This is a genomic window from Mycoplana dimorpha (assembly GCF_003046475.1).
GTDB lineage: Bacteria > Pseudomonadota > Alphaproteobacteria > Rhizobiales > Rhizobiaceae > Mycoplana > Mycoplana dimorpha.
In genome coordinates, this window is sequence record NZ_PZZZ01000006.1 from 197,147 (window position 1) to 213,242 (window position 16,096).

The 16,096-nt window shown below is 65.7% G+C and carries 14 protein-coding genes; 6 read left to right on the forward strand and 8 right to left on the reverse strand.

Going from position 1 to position 16,096, the window contains the following annotated elements; genetic code table 11:
• Nucleotides 1-37 precede the first annotated feature (37 nt).
• The 6 genes from C7449_RS15600 to C7449_RS15625 all read right to left on the reverse strand — a co-directional run bounded on the left by C7449_RS15600 (nt 38) and on the right by C7449_RS15625 (nt 6,920).
• Nucleotides 38-706 (reverse strand): TetR/AcrR family transcriptional regulator, encoded by a 669-nt coding sequence (locus C7449_RS15600; protein ID WP_108003817.1) that lies wholly within the window; start codon nt 704-706, stop codon nt 38-40.
• Nucleotides 707-955: 249 nt separating this feature from the next.
• Nucleotides 956-2,158, reverse strand: a complete 1,203-nt coding sequence (repC, locus tag C7449_RS15605; RefSeq protein ID WP_108003818.1) for a plasmid replication protein RepC — start codon at nt 2,156-2,158, stop codon at nt 956-958.
• 335 nt (nt 2,159-2,493) lie between these two features.
• Nucleotides 2,494-3,741, reverse strand: coding sequence for a plasmid partitioning protein RepA (gene repA, locus C7449_RS15610; protein WP_108003819.1), 1,248 nt, complete (start codon nt 3,739-3,741; stop codon nt 2,494-2,496).
• Between the two features lie 299 nt (nt 3,742-4,040).
• A complete protein-coding gene (locus C7449_RS15615) occupies nt 4,041-4,508 on the reverse strand; it encodes a MarR family winged helix-turn-helix transcriptional regulator (RefSeq protein WP_108003820.1) in 468 nt (155 codons plus the stop codon).
• 186 nt (nt 4,509-4,694) lie between these two features.
• Nucleotides 4,695-5,870 (reverse strand): aminotransferase, encoded by a 1,176-nt coding sequence (locus C7449_RS15620; protein WP_108003821.1) that lies wholly within the window; start codon nt 5,868-5,870, stop codon nt 4,695-4,697.
• A gap of 27 nt (nt 5,871-5,897) precedes the next feature.
• On the reverse strand, nt 5,898-6,920 hold the full coding sequence (locus C7449_RS15625; protein ID WP_108003822.1) for a LysR substrate-binding domain-containing protein: 1,023 nt from the start codon (nt 6,918-6,920) through the stop codon (nt 5,898-5,900).
• 175 nt (nt 6,921-7,095) lie between these two features.
• Here C7449_RS15625 and speB point away from each other — a divergent pair, with 175 nt between their 5' ends.
• From speB to C7449_RS15655, 6 genes are all read left to right on the forward strand, one after another.
• A complete protein-coding gene (gene speB, locus C7449_RS15630; RefSeq protein ID WP_108003823.1) occupies nt 7,096-8,154 on the forward strand; it encodes an agmatinase in 1,059 nt (352 codons plus the stop codon).
• Between the two features lie 67 nt (nt 8,155-8,221).
• Nucleotides 8,222-9,310, forward strand: coding sequence for an ABC transporter substrate-binding protein (locus C7449_RS15635; protein WP_170115907.1), 1,089 nt, complete (start codon nt 8,222-8,224; stop codon nt 9,308-9,310).
• A 283-nt stretch (nt 9,311-9,593) separates the two neighbouring features.
• On the forward strand, nt 9,594-10,631 hold the full coding sequence (locus C7449_RS15640) for an ABC transporter ATP-binding protein (protein ID WP_108003824.1): 1,038 nt from the start codon (nt 9,594-9,596) through the stop codon (nt 10,629-10,631).
• Nucleotides 10,628-11,482, forward strand: coding sequence for an ABC transporter permease (locus C7449_RS15645; protein ID WP_108003825.1), 855 nt, complete (start codon nt 10,628-10,630; stop codon nt 11,480-11,482). Before C7449_RS15640 ends, C7449_RS15645 begins: the two co-directional genes overlap by 4 nt.
• Nucleotides 11,479-12,279, forward strand: coding sequence for an ABC transporter permease (locus tag C7449_RS15650; RefSeq protein ID WP_108003826.1), 801 nt, complete (start codon nt 11,479-11,481; stop codon nt 12,277-12,279). The genes C7449_RS15645 and C7449_RS15650 overlap by 4 nt, the downstream gene beginning before the upstream one ends.
• A gap of 42 nt (nt 12,280-12,321) precedes the next feature.
• On the forward strand, nt 12,322-13,101 hold the full coding sequence (locus C7449_RS15655) for a carbon-nitrogen hydrolase family protein (protein ID WP_108003827.1): 780 nt from the start codon (nt 12,322-12,324) through the stop codon (nt 13,099-13,101).
• 232 nt (nt 13,102-13,333) lie between these two features.
• On the opposite strand, the gene C7449_RS15660 is transcribed toward C7449_RS15655, so the two are convergent.
• Nucleotides 13,334-14,293 (reverse strand): DUF2950 family protein, encoded by a 960-nt coding sequence (locus C7449_RS15660; RefSeq protein ID WP_108003828.1) that lies wholly within the window; start codon nt 14,291-14,293, stop codon nt 13,334-13,336.
• Between the two features lie 24 nt (nt 14,294-14,317).
• Complete coding sequence (locus C7449_RS15665; RefSeq protein ID WP_108003829.1) at nt 14,318-15,814, reverse strand: DUF3300 domain-containing protein; 1,497 nt, start codon at nt 15,812-15,814, stop codon at nt 14,318-14,320.
• Nucleotides 15,815-16,096 lie beyond the last annotated feature (282 nt).

Consider the following 16,096-nt stretch of genomic DNA (forward strand, 5'->3'; position numbering starts at 1 on the left):
ATCGGCCGCCGGCAGAGCGACAGCCGGGGGGAAAAGCTCACGGGCTCTTGCCGTTGCCGGCCGATGTGTCGGCGGCCCGGAAGCTCGCCAGCTGCCCATGGATGATCTGCTTGAAATCGACCAGCATCATCTCGGCTTCCGCGGCGGGCAGGGTGATTGCCAGCCGCACCATGCCGCTGGCGAGGTGGAAGAGCAGGAAGACCAGCCGGCCGAAGCGTTCGCGGTCGGCTTCGGCCACGAGATGTGACGCCATCGCGCCGAACATCTCCGCCTGCCGCCGCGTCTCGGCAATGTCCATGTTCTGCAGTTCCTTGTCGGCCTGGATGGCGTTCAGGAGGTCCTGGATGGCCGGATCGCCGGCGACCTGCAGGTAATAGCCGTCGAGGATCGCATCGGCCGCATCGCGCACCCCGGCCAGGTCACGGACGCCGGCGAGGCTCGCCTCGATGCCGCCGCGAGTGTTGGCGGCATGCTGCTCGTAGAGCATGGCGATGATTGCCGACTTGTTCGGGAAATACTGGTAGACTGAGGCGATCGGGCCGCCGGTCAGCAGCGCCACCTCGCGCATCGTCATGCCGTCGATGCCCTTCTCGCCGATCAGGGTCTTTGCGACCCGCAGGATCTCCTCGACCCGCTCGCGACTGCGTTCCTGCTTGGGCCTGCGCCGCAAGCGCTGCTCCAGATCATCGACGTCCGTCGCCGACATGCCGCTCGTCCTTCCTGGTCTCAGGTTGCGATCCGCGAGCACGGTGCGTCCCGCCGGACGCCCACAGGAAAACCGCGGCGCAAAGACCCGCCGCTGTACTCCCCGATCTGCCAACCATTCTCTCACCAAATCAGTTCCAGCTTAAGGAATTATTCCCGCCCGGCTCCCGCATTGGGTCGTTCGCAACCTCGGCGCCCGCCAAGGCGCGCCTGTGGCCGGCGACCGACGGCAGAAACGCGCCGGCCACTCCTACTCCAGCGCCTTGATCATCGGCAGAACCGAGAATTTGCCGGCCTCGGCCTTGCGGGTCAGCTCCCGCAGGTAGCCTCCCGGCGAGCGGATCTGGTCGGATCGTTCGAGAATGGCGGCGATCACCACAGCTGCCGTGCCGTCGCCCATCGCCGCGCGGGCCTTCTGGTAGGCATCCGGCGAAATGCCGAGCATCGAGCGGACCAGCGCGGCGGTCTTGACCAGCTCCGCCCAGGTGCCAATCCCGTCCTTGGCGTAGCTGCGGATTTCAGGGCAGGCGGCCAGCACCCGCTTCAGGCTGATCGCCAACGCCTTCCGCTCCGGTGCGGCTCCTTCCGCCGGCGGCTCCGCCTGGTTGGTGTCATGGCCGTTTAATTCAAAAGTGGGCTCTGCATTTGAATTCTGAATATGGCGCTCGTTTTGGACGTCATTGGCGCTCATTTCTTCGTCTGAGAGCGACTTCAGGTAGTCGTCCTCCACCTTTCGGCGCAGTGCCAGCAGCCCGACCCTGCGCGTTTCCAACACCTCGGCAGAGGCCGACCGGCCCAGCCGTCCGGACAGGCCTGCCAGCGAGAGCTGGTGATCCGCCCACGGGCCGGAGCGCCCTTCCGAGATCGCCGCCTCGACGATCTTGGCGACGTCGCGAAGGTGCAGCGTCACCTCGGCCCGCAGGGCCTGCTGACGCCTGGCCTCGGCCCGGGCCGCCTCCGCCTTCTCGTGGATCGCGCTCGCCATCAGCGCCAGTGGTGCCAGGTCGAAGCCGAACGCCTCCTCGACGACGCCACGCTCGTCGCGCCGGCAGTAGCGCTTGCCGTTGGGGCTGTCGCGGCGAAACAGCAGGCCGGCGTCCATCAGCTGCGCCAGATGCCGCCGCAGCGTGGCCGGTGCCATGCCGCGCGAGCGCACCGACAGCTCAGCGTTCGACGGAAAGACGATGATCGGCGCGCGACCGTCGAGGACCTTGTCCGGGTGGAAGGTCAGCAGCGCCTCGAGCACCGCAATGGTGCGGTCAGACAGCCCATAGGCCGCACGCGCCTCGGTCAGCGCCCGGATGAGCTGCCATTTGTCCGCCGTGCCGGTGTCGTTGCCGCCCGCATCGGCCGCAAGCTTCGCCTGGGCCTGCGCAACCTGCTTCTGCATCGCGAAGACGCGCGCAGTCATCCTGCCGCCGCCGAAAGGCGTCGTTGCCAGTCTCTCCATCATGGTCGTCCCCTCAAGGAGGCAAGAGGCCGGACCTCGACGTCATGACAAAGTCGTCGCGCGTTCACACCGAACGCACGGGTAGGCTCCAACTCCTTGAAATTGGAGCGTTCTTCGTCGCGCCGCTCAAAACGGCAGACAAAAGGTTCCCGTTCCGCGAACGGCAAAACCGACGCGGACTCTTGACTTTGAATGTCGGAAGTGATTCTCTCGAACTGCTACATTGAAGAGGGCTTCCGGAATGGCGACGTTTTGGAGGCCTTTTTTCTTGCTTCGATCCTTTCCCGTTTCGTTTCCATCGTCCCCGGCAAGGCGTTCGGCCCGGCCGGAATTCTGTGTCAGCCGCTGCGCCCCCAGGCCTGGAGCACCAGGGCCTCGATCTCGGCGTTGACGGCGTTCATGCTCTCCATCGCCCGGTCGTAGGTGGCGCGGGTAAAATTCTCGCGGCCGACCTCGTAGAGCGTCTCCTTCGTGAGGCCTGCGTCCGCGACAGCGGTCGACTTCACCATCGGGGCGGTCAGCACCCGGTCGGCGAACAGCGATCGCATCAGCCCGACGATCTGCGCCTGCGGCCCGTCATTCGGCTCGAAGCGGGTCACGAGGTAGCGCAGGAAATCGAAATTCAGCCGCCCGCCTGCCTCGCGCACCACCGACAGCAGGTCCGAGGTCATGAACAGGAACTGGTTCATCGACGCGACGTCGAGCATCTGCGGATGGACGGTGACGATCACCGAGGTCGAGGCGCAGAGCGCCGAGAGGGTGAGATAGCCGAGCTGCGGCGGGCAATCGAGCACGACGACGTCATAGTCGTCCTCGACTGTGCGCAGTGCCGCGTGCACGCGGGCGAAAAACAGCGGCTGCCCCGGCGCACCGGCCTGGCGGTTGGCCAGCGCCCGTGGCGTGACATGCTCGAATTCCTGGAGCTCGAGGTTGCCGGGGACGAGATCGAGCCCGTCGAAATAGGTCTTGCGGATGATCTCCCGAAGCGGCCGCGCCTCCGCGTCGTAGCGGATCGCGCCGTAGAGCGTATCGTTGCCGTCGAGGTCGAGCTCGGGCTGGTAGCCGAACAGCGCCGACAGCGAGGCCTGCGGGTCGAGGTCGACGGCCAGCACCCGATAGCCGGCGAGCGCCAGGTACTGCGCCAGGTGGGCCGCCGATGTCGTCTTGCCGGAGCCGCCCTTGAAGTTGGTGACGGCGATGACCTGCAGGTGCTCGCCGCGGGCGCGGTCGCGCCATTTGCGGTAGCCGCGCGCCTTGGCGAGATTGCCCTTGGCAAGCGCCTGGTCGGCGAGATGGGCCCGGAGCGCATTGATGTCGGTCAGCGAATAAAAACGCCGGCCGCCCGGTCCGGTTTGCGGCTGCGGACCCTCTCCGGCCAGCGAAAGCTGCCGCAGGTAGCCGTCGGAAACCCCGATCAGCCGTGCCGCTTCGCCTGAGGTGAAGCTGCGCAACGCCTTCTTCGCCGCCGGCGGGAAGAAGCGCTCGCGCATCGCCTTTAGCTGCGCCGACAGAACGCGGGCGTCCGCCGCGATCGCCTCGTCGGCGGCCGGTTCAGCCCGTTCTGTTCTCTCCGGCGCCATCGCCATCCGTATCCTTCCTCGCCCGATCGGGCCACGCTCGAACAGCCAGTTTACCGCGCCGGCAGGAGGCGGGGACGACGCGCGGCAAATTTTTTACGCGCCTACGTCGTCCGTCCGATCTAACAGGAAATTTACCGGGTAACGGCAAAAACCGGATCGGTCGTCATTTTCCGTTAGGGACGGTGGGACGATTCCCGATCGGCGTCAAGGCGTTTGTGGTTCACGGAAGCTTAACAGGATGGTTGGAAACAGAATCATTTCCGCAACTTACCGCGGCCGCAGCCGGCGGCGGAGGGCCGGCAGGCTCATATCGCCAGCCGAGCCAGAAGCGCCAGAAACGCCTCGCGCGCCTTTTTCCCACCCAGCCGGGCGGTGCATTCCGCCTCGAAACTCGACGCGGCGCGATAGATCTCCTCGACGAAATCTTCCCCGAAAGGCGTCAGGTAAAGGGCGTTGGAACGCCTATCCTGCGAGGAGGGCCGCCGCTCGGTCAACTGCCGGCGCTCGAGCGCGTTGATCAGCGGCACGAAGTTGGCCCGCTGCACGCCGAGCGCCTCGGCGATTTCGGTCTGCTTGCGGCCCGGATTGGTTGCGATCAGAAGCAGGATGCCGTACTCGCCGGGCCGCAGCTCGAAGCTCGAAAAGCGGGAGTTGAAGCGACGCGCCAGCAGCGACTGCGTCCGCCGGATCTGGAAGATGACACTGCCGTCGATCGACGAAGCGTCGAGTGATTGCCGATGTACCGGCTCCAGCGTCCCCGCAAAATTCATCATGGCGCCCCAGTTCGCCGTTATCCCAGCGAGGCTCCCCCGAATTGCACAGTTTGGCAATATGCAAAAGCCGGGCAACCGGGGGCAGCAGAGGGGGCAAATAGTATTATTTTTATATGCCCGATGGAGGACGTGCCTCCGCCTTTTCGTCAGCAACCATACCGCGAGTCCGGCTCACGGCAGAACACCTCAGCCAATCGTGCCAAAGCCTTGCAGCCGCTCACGCAGACGACTGATCGTCGCCCGGTCGGCATTGGCGAAGGCAAAGCGCAGGTAGGATTCCTGGCCCGGGCCGAAGTAGCTGCCGGGCAGGCACAGCACCCCCGCTTCCTTGGCCAGCCGTTCGGCGACCGCCGCCGAGGGCGTGCCGGCGAAGGGATGGCGGACAAAGGCGAAATAAGCGCCGACCGCGCCGATCGACCAGCCGTTCAGGCCCGCCATCGTCTCCTTGAGTGTCGTGGCGCGCGCCGCGATCTCCAGCCGGTTCTCCTCCCGCCATCCAGCCAGCAGCGGCAGCGCCTCTGCGACGGCAGCCTGGGCGGAGCGCGGCGGGCAGATCTGGATGTTGTCCATGATCTTCGCCACCTGCTCTACAACCGCCGGTCCGGCGGCGATGGCGCCGAGCCGGTGGCCGGGAATGCAGAACGACTTGGAGAAGCTGTAGAGACTGATCAGCACCTCCTGCCAGTCCGGCTTGTCGAACAGTCCGTGCGGGCGCACGCCGCCGTCGGGCAGGAAATCGCGGTAGGTCTCGTCGAGGACCAGCCAGATGCCGCGCGCCCGGCAGAGGTCGAACACCTTGGCAAGCAGCTCGGGCGGGTAGACGGCGCCGGTCGGGTTGTTGGGCGAGACGAGCGCCAGCGCCCGCACCTCCGGCGTGATCGCGGCCGCAAGCCCGGCGAGGTCCGGCAGGAAGCCGTTTTCGGGATCGCAGGCGGCCAGCCGCACCTTCACGCCCAGCATGGCCAGGGTGGTTTCCTGGTTGAAATAGTACGGATCCGTCATCAGCACGGTGTCGCCGGCGCCGGCAACGGCCATTGCCGCGCAGACGAAGGCCTGGTTGCAACCGGACGTGATGTGGACGTTCGCGGCCCCGAGCGTCGCACCGTAGACCGCCGCCAGGTGCGCCCCATAGGCCCGGCGCAGCGCGTCCTCGCCTTCGATCGGCCCGTAGCCGGTATAGGCTTTCGCGCCGGCATATTCGCTCAGCAGTCGCAGCATATCGGGGTGGGCCGGATAGCCGGGCACCGCCTGCGAAAGGTCGATCATCGGACCGCGGCGGCCGTCATAGGCTCGGCCCCAGGCAAAGACGGTCGGGACCGGTGGGGCGGCAAGATCTGCGACGGACGGATTGAATTTCGGCATGGTGTTCTCTTCTGGAGGGCGGCCGCGTCAACCGCGGGCTTTTCGTTTCTGTGAGATGGCCGTGCCCTTCCCGCTGGAGGCGGACACCGGCTGGACATCGTCCATTGCACGCGCGCTTCGACCGCGCAACAGCATCCGCGCCGAGGTCTGCGGCTCGGGCCGGCTGTCTTCCTCCAGCGAGGTGAACAGCCAGTCGATGAACACCCGGGCGATCGGGGCGGCGCGCACCTCGTGCCGGCAGGCAACATAGAAGGCGTCGTTGGCCGGAACCGTCAGATCGAAGGGAACGACAAGTTCGCCGCGGGCGATCAGCTGCGCCGCGGTGATGGTGTCACCTAGCGCGACACCCTGGCCATGCAGGGCGGCTTCCGTCGACAGTCGTGCGTCGCTGGTGAACAACTGGGGCCCGCGCGGCAGGTCGATGGCGTCGGCGGCGGCAAACCAGGTGTTCCACTCCCGCCCGTCCCGGTCGCCGTGCAGCAGCATATGGTCGGCAAGGTCGCGCACCGAGCGCAGCGGCCTGCTGTTGAGCAGCGTCGGGCTCGCCACCGGAAACAGCCGCAGATGGCTCCACAGCCGCGTCCAGCAGTCCGGCCAATTGCCGTCCCCATAGAGAATGGCGACATCGACCTCGCGCGACAGCACCTGCGCCGGGTCGTTCGAGGCCACCAGGCTCAGCCGGATGCCCGGATATTGCTCGGTAAAGCGGTTCACCCGCGGAATGAGCCAGAAGGAAAGCAGCGCCGGCACGCATCCGACCGCCAGCGAACCGCTGGTCGCCGGCTGCCTCATCAGCGCCGTCGCCGCGGCAATGCCGCCGAACGCCTCGCTGACGGCCGGCAGCAGCAGCGCGCCTTGCGAGCTCAGCTTCAGCCGCTTGCCGCTGCGCTCGAACAGCGTCACGCCCAGGGCCTCTTCCAGTGCGCGGATCTGGTGGCTGATGGCGCCATGGGTGACGTTGAGCTCGCGCGCCGCCGCCGAGACCGACCCGCGCCGCGCAGCCGCCTCGAAGGCGCGCAGCGGGTTCAGGGGCGGCAGGCGGCTGGGCATGAGCGGAGCGCTTTTCCATGTGAGTTTTTCTCACAGAAAACGCTATAACAATGTCAATTGATTTTCCAGGCGTTTTGTTACGTAATGATGACAACAAGGGCAAAAGCCCGGGGGAGCAGCGCTGATTGACTTGAAGCCCCCCGTGCGCCCGGCATTTCGGAAAGCGAGGCGGAAAATGGCATTCGACGATAGCAAGCTCCAGGCACTGCGGGACAAGTTCGGTGAGGGGCACGGCGGCGACATCTTCGACCCGGCCTTCCGGCGCGTCGCCGACAAGATCTTCTCCAAGAGCGGCACCCGTCTCGCCCCCTATGCCGGCGTGCCGACCTTCCTGGCGGCACCGCACATGCCGGTCGACGCCGAGAATCCGGACTTCGGCAACCTCCAGGTCGCCATCACCGGCGTGCCGATGGACCTCGGCGTCACCAACCGCAACGGCTCGCGCTTCGGGCCGCGGGCGATGCGCACGATCGAGCGCATCGGCCCCTATAACCACGTGCTCGACTGCGCGCCGGTTCACGACCTGCGAGTCGCCGACATCGGCGACGTGCCGTTCCGCAGCCGCTACCGGCTGGAGATGAGCCACGAGGACATCGAGAAGCGCTTCAACCAGATCGTCGACGCCGGCGTCATCCCGCTCGCCGTCGGCGGCGACCACTCGATCACCCACCCGATCATGAAGGCGGTCGGCAAGAAGCAGCCGGTCGGCATGATCCACATCGACGCCCATTGCGACACCGGCGGCGCCTTCGACGGCACCAAGTTCCACCACGGCGGACCGTTCCGCAACGCCGTGCTCGACGGCGTGCTCGACCCGACCCGCACGATCCAGATCGGCATCCGCGGCTCCTCCGAATATCTGTGGGAGTTCTCCTACGAATCCGGCATGACCGTCATCCACGCCGAGGAGGTCACCGGCATGGGCATTGCGGCGATCATCGAGAAGGCGAAGCAGGTCGTCGGCGACGGCCCGACCTATCTCTCCTTCGACATCGACAGCCTCGATCCGAGCTTCGCGCCCGGCACCGGCACGCCGGAGATCGGCGGCCTGACCACCCGCGAGGTGCTGGAACTGCTGCGCGGCCTGAAGGGCGTCAACCTGGTCGGCGGCGACGTCGTCGAGGTCGCCCCGCAATACGACGCCACCACGAACACTGCGCATGCCGGCGCGCAGGTGCTGTTCGAAATACTCAGCCTGATGGTATTCAGCCCTTCCGTCACGGCAACGGCCTGACATACAATATAAAGTGGGAACAAGCCGGGCCGGCATGCAACCGGCCGGCGCAAACTGGAGAAAGACGATGCGTGACATCCTCAACGCAAATGTGAGCCGCCGCGGTGTGCTCGGCGCCGGCGTGGCCGGTGCATCGCTCTTGGCGATGCCCTCGATCCTGCGCGCCCAGGAAAAGTCCCTGAAGGTCGGCGTCTACGGCGGCTACTTCAAGGATTCCTTCGACAAGAACATCTTCCCGGAATTCACCAAGGCCACCGGCATCGCGGTCGAATCCGTTGCCGAGCCGACCGGCGAGGCCTGGCTCGTACAACTCGAGCAGGCCGCCAAGGCCGGCCAGGCCCCGGCCGACGTCTCGATGATGTCGCAGGTGGCGATGCTGAAGGGCCAGGCGACCGAGCTCTGGGCACCGCTCGACACGGCCAAGATCAAGAACGCCGGCAACCTGCTCGACCGCTTCGTCAACAAGTATCCGGACGGCCGGATTGCCGGCATCGGGGCGGTGGCGTGGTACATCACGCTCGTCACCAACACCGACGTCTACAAGGAGCCGCCGACCTCGTGGCAGGCGTTCTGGGATCCGGCCAACGCCAACAAGCTCGGCCTGCTGGCGCTCGTCTCCAACTCCTTCCTGTTGGAAGTGACGGCCAAGACCTTCATGGGCGGCACCAATGCGCTCGACACCGAGGAGGGCATCCTCAAGGCCTTCGACAAGCTCGCCGAGGTCAAGCCGAACGTGGCGCTCTGGTATCGCGACGAGGCACAGTTCGAACAGGCGCTGAAGTCGGGCGAGATTCCGATGGGCCAGTACTACCACGACGTCACCGGCCTTGCCGCCGCCGATGGCCATCATGTCCGCTCGACCTTCCCGAAGGAAGGCGGCATCCAGGATTCCGGTTGCTGGGCCCTGTCGCGCGCCTCCAAGAAGGTCGAAGAGGCCCACGTCTTCATCGACTACATGTGCCAGCCGGCCATCCAGGCGACGCTGTCGCGCAAGGTCGGAACGGCGCCGACCGTCAAGCGCGAACTGCTCGACCTGAACGAGAAGGAATTCGCCGCCGTCTCGTCCGACATCGAGCCGATCATCCCGCGGTACGATCTCTACCAGACCAAGTCCGACTGGCTGAACCAGAAGTGGACGGAGCTGATCGTCGGCTAAGGGGCTACAACGGCCGCGCCCCGGCGCGGCCTCTTCTTCCCCTCGGGGAGAAGGTGGCCCAAAGAGGCTTTTGCAGCGACTTGCCTGCTTGGCTCCCCTTATCGCCTGGCCGGGCCAGGTTCTTCCTTCCGGCGGGGAGAAGAGGAAGCACAAGGCGCAAGGCGTCATCATTGCCATCAAAGGCACTGGCAAGCCCAGAGCCTGACTAGCATTCGCATGAAATTTCTGCCTTAGCAGGGCAGACGGGTTTCCCCCCGGAAAACTGCATGAGCTCGGAGACCCAATGTCGGGACTGGCACTTCAAAACGTCACCAAGGAATTCGGCAGCTTCACCGCCGTGAAGAATGTCGATCTTGCCGTCCCGCACGGTACCTTCGTCTGCCTGCTCGGCCCGTCGGGCTGCGGCAAGACCACCCTGATGCGCATGATCGCCGGCCTCGACCTTCCGACCGGCGGGGCGATCCGCCTCGACGGAGCCGACATCACCCGCGTACCGACACACAAGCGCGATCTCGGCATGGTGTTCCAGTCGCTGGCGCTGTTCCCGCACCTGACGGTCGGCGAGAACATCGCCTATTCGCTGCGCATCCGCGGCGTGGCCAAGGAGGACCAGGTCAAGCGCGTCAACGAACTGCTGGCGATGATCCATCTGTCCGGCTACGCCGACCGGCCAGTATCGAAACTCTCCGGCGGCCAGCGCCAGCGCGTCGCGATTGCCCGGGCACTCGCCATCTCGCCGAAACTGTTCCTGCTCGACGAGCCGCTGTCGGCCCTCGACGCCAAGCTGCGCGAAGCGATGCAGGTCGAGCTGCGCCAGCTGCAGCAGCGCCTCGGCATCACCACGATCGTCGTCACCCACGACCAGCGCGAAGCCATGACCATGGCCGATACGGTCGTGGTGATGAACAGCGGCGAGATCCGCCAGGCGGCGCCGCCGGTCGAGATCTACCGCCGCCCGGCCGACACCTTCGTCGCCGACTTCATCGGCATGACCAACCTGATCGACTTCGCCGCCGAGGGCGCGGGCCGCGCCAGCGTGCTCGGCACGAGCGTCGAGGGTCTGGCCATCCCGGAGGGGCTGGGCCAGGGCGTCCTGTCGGTGCGCCCCGAGGACGTCCACCTGACCGCGCCAGGCCACGGCGCCATCACAGGCAAGGTCACCTTCGTGCGCGATCTCGGCGGCACGATCGAAACCTTCCTGGAGGCCGGCGGCAAGCAGGTCGTCGCCGTCTCGATGCCGAACGCCCGCCCCGACGTCTCGGTCGGCCAGGAGGTCGGTATCCGGCTTTCGCCGGACGCCTGCGTGGTGCTGAAGTCATGAGACGCGAAGCGCCGCAGAAATTCGCCGACTACGGCCCGCTGTTCTTCCCGGCGGCGATGCTGACGGTGTTCTTCGTGATCCCGTTCGCCACGATGATCGCCGTCTCCTTCTTCAAGCGCGATCCGGCCGGCTTCTATTCGACCGCCTTCGTCTTCGACAACTACGCCCGCTTCCTCAGCCTGTTCTTCGGCAAGGTGCTCGGCTTCTCGCTGTTCCTTGCAATTGCCGTCGCCATTTGCTGCGTCTTGATCGCCGTGCCGTTCACCTACCTGCTGTCGCGCGCCCCGCGCCGCACGCAGGTGGTCTGGCTGGTGGCATTGCTGTCGGTGCTGTCGCTGTCGGAGGTCATCATCGGCTTTGCCTGGTCGACGCTGTTCTCGCGCACCGCCGGCATCACCAACCTCTTCGTCTCGATCGGGCTGATGAGCGAGGCGGTCGCGCTGAACCCAAGCTTCGGCGCGGTGCTGACGGCAATGGTCTATCAGGCGCTGCCCTACACCGTGCTCGTGCTCTATCCGGCGCTGGTGCGCCTCGATCCGACGCTGACGGAAGCAGCCCGCACGCTGGGCGCCTCGCCGCTGAAATCCTTCTTCACCGTGGTGATACCGGCCTTGCGCAACACCATCGTCGCCACGCTGATCATGGTCTTCATCTTCGCTCTCGGCTCCTACCTGCTGCCGCAGATCCTCGGCCGGCCGCAGCACTGGACACTGTCGGTGCTGATCACCGACCAGGCGATCTACCAGTCGAACATGCCGTTTGCCGCCGCCATGGCCGTGTTCCTGGTGCTCGTCACGCTCGGCCTCGTCGGCCTCACCGTCTATGCCGGCCGCAAGGGAGAAGCCGCATGAGTACGTTTCTCCCCCGCCTCTATCTCGGCCTCGTCGGGCTGTTCCTGTCGCTGCCGCTGATCGTCGTCGCCGGCGTCTCGGTCAACGAGAAGCAGACGCTCGCCTTTCCGCCGCAGGGTTTTTCGCTCGCCTGGTACGGCCAGATCTTCACCAACAGCGAATGGCGCAACGCGCTTTTGGCCTCGGTGACGCTCGCCACCGTCTCGGCGGCGCTGGCGCTTCTGATCGCCCTACCGCTCACTTGGTTCCTGTGGCGGCGCCATGCGCCCTGGGCCAACATCTTCCAGTTGCTCGGCATCGCCCCCTTCACGCTGCCGCCGGTCATCACCGCCCTCGGCATGCTGACCTTCTGGGCAACGACCGGCTTCTACGGTCAGCCGTGGACGGCGGCGATCAGCCACGCGATCTTCTTCGTCACCCTGCCGCTGGTGACGCTGTCGCTGGGCTTCTCCTCGATCGACCGGTCGCTGGTGGAAGCGGCCGCGACCATGGGCGCCGACGACCGCACGGTCTTCCGCACCATCGTGCTGCCGCTGATCCTGCCCTATCTCGTCTCCGGCTATGCGTTTGCCTTCGTGCTGTCGCTGAACGAGTACATCGTCGCCTACATGACCGTCGGCTTCACCATGGAGACGCTGCCGATCAAGATCTTCAACGCGCTGCGCTACGGCTACACGCCGACCATGGCCTCGGTGACGATCCTGTTCGTGGCGCTGGCCGCGGTGATCTTCAGCCTCGTCGCCCGCTTCGGCGACCTGCCGAAGCTGCTCGGCGCGATGGCGAACAGCGAGAAGTGATGCGGCCGGTTCGGCGCCTGATATGATCCCGGAGGAAACAAGATGAAAATCGCAGCCCTGCAGATGCAGGCCGTCAACGGCGACACCGACGCCAACCTCGCCCGCATCGCTACGGCCGCCAAGCAAGCCGCCGGCGAGGGCGCGAAGCTGCTCATCGCGCCGGAACTCGCCATCACCGGCTATGGGGCAGGGGAGGCGTTTCGGGATCTCGCGGCGCCGGCGGAAGGCGAACTGGTCGAGCGCCTGGCAACGATCGCCCGCGACAACGGCATCGCCATCGTTGCCGGTTTTGCCGAGGCGAGCGGAGAGGTCACCTACAACAGCGCGCTCTTCACCGACGGCATCGGCACCAACGCCGTCTACCGCAAGTCGCACCTCTATGGCGGATACGAGCGGCAGTGGTTCCGGCCGGAGACGCCCTCGTCGGTGATCGTCAAGCTCGGCGGGCTGACCCTCGGCATGCTGATCTGCTACGACGTCGAGTTCCCGGAGAACGTGCGGCGGCTGGCGCTGGCGGGTGCCGATCTCGTCGTCGTGCCGACGGCGCTGCCGCAGGGCGCCTCCGGCGCCTTCATCGCCGACCGGATGATCCAGGTCCGCGCCTTCGAGAACCAGCTCTTCGTCGCTTATGTCAACCACTGCGGCACGGACGGACGCTTCGCCTATGCCGGCCTGTCCCGCATCGCCGCGCCGGACGGCAGCCTGCTGGCGTCAGCTCCGGCGGAAGGCGAGGCGCTCGTCTTCGCCGACATCGACCCGGCCGCCTATGCGACCTCGCGGGCCGAGAACACCTATCTCGCCGATCTCGCACCGCGGACCTGACGATCCCGCCTCAGCGGTCACAGGACGATGGGGGTCGCGCGTTCTCCCCTGGCAGGAAGCGGCGGCGAGCGCTCTTTCCCGCGCCTCTCAACCGTTTGGGGATGGGGATTTTCGGGGAGTGGCAGCTTCTGGCCACATCGAAAGCGAGCACGGCGCCGAAGCTCTTGCCCTCTCACACCGACGGCGAGAGGGGTGCGGCAGCCGGGTCAGGAGCCGAAGCGCTTCCGACCGCTCAGTCCTGCACGATCTCCCACTCGTCGCTTGGGTTGAACACGCGCATCTTCGCTGCGATCTCCGCCGTGTTCTCGCCGAGATCGGCCTGGTAGATGATGCCGTTCTTGCTGACGAGAAACGTCTTGACGCCGGTAAGACCGTAAGTGACCGGCCAGGCGATCGCGGCATGGCCGGCGATCATGTTGCCGTTGATGATGTAGCTGTATTTGCCACCGGCGATGTTGTCGCCCTGGCCGGTGAGAATGCGGTAGCGATAGCCGTTGTAGCCTTGACCCGCCTTGGCTTTTTCCATGGCGTCGCCGTCGGCGAGCGCGGCCCCGGCCGGGCTCTCCTCGCCGCCGAACTCCTCGGCCGGCCAGTAGAGGCCGTCCTGCTTGCCGGGGCTGCTGACAATCTTCTGCGCATATTCGAGCACACCATCGCCGTCCCGGTCCTTCGAGGCGTACTCCTCCTGCGCGTCGACATAAGCTTTCAGCGTATCGATCGTTGAAAGTTCGTTCTGCCCGACATTGCGGTCGGCGATCTCCGCGAGCCCGGCATGGGTGTCGAAGGCCCATTTGTTGTTGTCGTCCTTCACCAGGGGAAAGGGCAGCGGCCACTGGATCTTGCCGATCTCCAGCACCTTGTGGCCGTCCTGGTCCACGACGTCCACCTTCTCCTTCACGCCGGCCTGGATGTCGGCGAAGGTGTCCATCGTCCCGGGACTGGCCCTGGCCTTCTCAACGTCGAGCCCGAGAAGTTCCGCCGTCTTGTCGAAGTCGCTGTTGTTCACCGCCGCCTTGAAGGCATCCACCGCCTGTTCGGGCGTATCGAACTCCGGCGGCGCTTTCCCTGCGACGTAGTCCTCCAAAGGGCTGGCCGCCTGCGCCGCGGCTGGGGCCGGTGCAAACTGGATGACACCCAGAGCGATCGCGCCTGCAAGCAAAACGGCGATCCTGTCACGAGCAATTCCCAACATCACTGCCTCCTGATCGCCTGCTGCTCAACGACGGCCGCCACCACCGCGCCCACCGCCGCCGCCGCGCGGCCGAGCGCCGCCACCGCCACCGCGGCGGCCGCCGCTGCTGACGCTCGGCCGGCTACGAGAGGCGCCGCTCATCGACTGGCGCCCGCGGTTGGAGGCAACCTGCGTTTGGCGCTTGCTGCTGACATTGCCTATCGCCGAGGGGCGATTGCCGGAGCGCTGCACCTGGCTGCCGGGCTTCGGCTTGCTGACCTTGCGATCGACATTCGCCGGCCGATTGTTTGCGACCTTGCCGGCGCCGCTGGCACCCCCCGGACGATTGACGGCCGCGCCGCCCTCCCTGCGCGCCGCCGCCCCCTGGCCGGCGCGGGCAGCGGAATTCCCGGCCTGCTGCCGTACCCGGTCGGCCTCGACCTTGCTCTTGCGGACATCTTCAACCGACACCTTCCCCGCCCGGTTTGCGACCGTGTCGCCGCCGTTGCGGCGCACCTCCTTGGCGCGGTTGGCAAGGTTGTTGTCACGGCTGCCGGTGAAGTCTCGCTTGAACTCGGTCCGGTCGAGATTGGCGAACTGGTTGCGGTCGAAATTGATCTTCGACCGGTCGACGTTCCTCCAGTCGACCTCGTTCATCTTGAACTTGCCGCGATCGATGTTGACGTTGTTGAAGCACTTGTCGCAATCGATGTCGACGTCGCCGCCCCAATTGCCTCCCCAGACGCCCCAGTCGTCCCAATCGACCGTGGCCGCCCAGATGGCGGCACCGGTTATCGCGGCCGCGAAATAGGGCGCCGTGGGATAGTAGTAATTCGGGTAGCCCTGGTCGTAATAGCTTATGGGCGCCGGTGCGTAGCCGGGCTCGTAGAGCATTTGCGGCTCGTATTGCGGAACGTAGATCACCTCCGGATTGGCGGACTGGATGATGACGTTGTCTCCCTCGGCCTCCACCTTGATCTTGTCATCCGACTTGATCATGCCCTCGGCCACCGCCTTGTCGCGCAGGGTCTGGATCGCCATCAGCACGTCCTTTTGCTGATAGGCCAGCGCGCTGCCGAGCGCCTCGGTCCAGTCGAGGTCATCGCTCATCATCTTGACGATCTCCGGATAGTTGAGCAGCGAGATAACGCTGTCGTCCCAGTCCTTGTCCGGCGTCAGATCCTTGTTGGTCTTCTTCTTTTCCAGGAAGCGCTCGGCCTGCACGATCTGCAGCGGAAACAGCGAGGCTGACGAGACCAGCGCAACGAGTTCGTCGGGATAAAGCGCGATCCGCGCGACGAGCACCTCGAGTTCGTCCTCGCTCAGTCGGTCGGGCTGTTCGGCCGTGGCCGTTCCTGAACTGGGGGCCGCAGCCTCCTGCTGTTGGTTTTGCTGCTGTTGTTGCTGTTGCTGCGGTTGCTGCTTCTGTTGCTGCTGCTGCTGTGCCGAAGCTGATCCGGACCAGGGAATGCTCGCGGTCGCCAGCAGGAACCCAATGGCTACGCCCGAGTGCAGCCAGCTTGAAAACCTCGCAAGATCCATGACCTCGAAACCTCCATCCGGCGCATACCGGTCAATCAGCTTCCGTCCGGAGAATGCTCAACGTTTCAACGCGCGTTGATTTGCCGGCTAGCCGTCAAGGCATGCGCAAGCCGCGTGGAACGAAAAAACGCCCCGGCATCACGGCATGGTTGAACCTGCCACCAGTATCCTCCAATGCGGCCGGGAAGGATAGCGGTGTTGCCGTAGATACATGTAGCTACACCCGTATGCACGGGTGGCGGGAGGAAGAGCCCTCTGCATTTGATCGTCGTTCGTCGACAC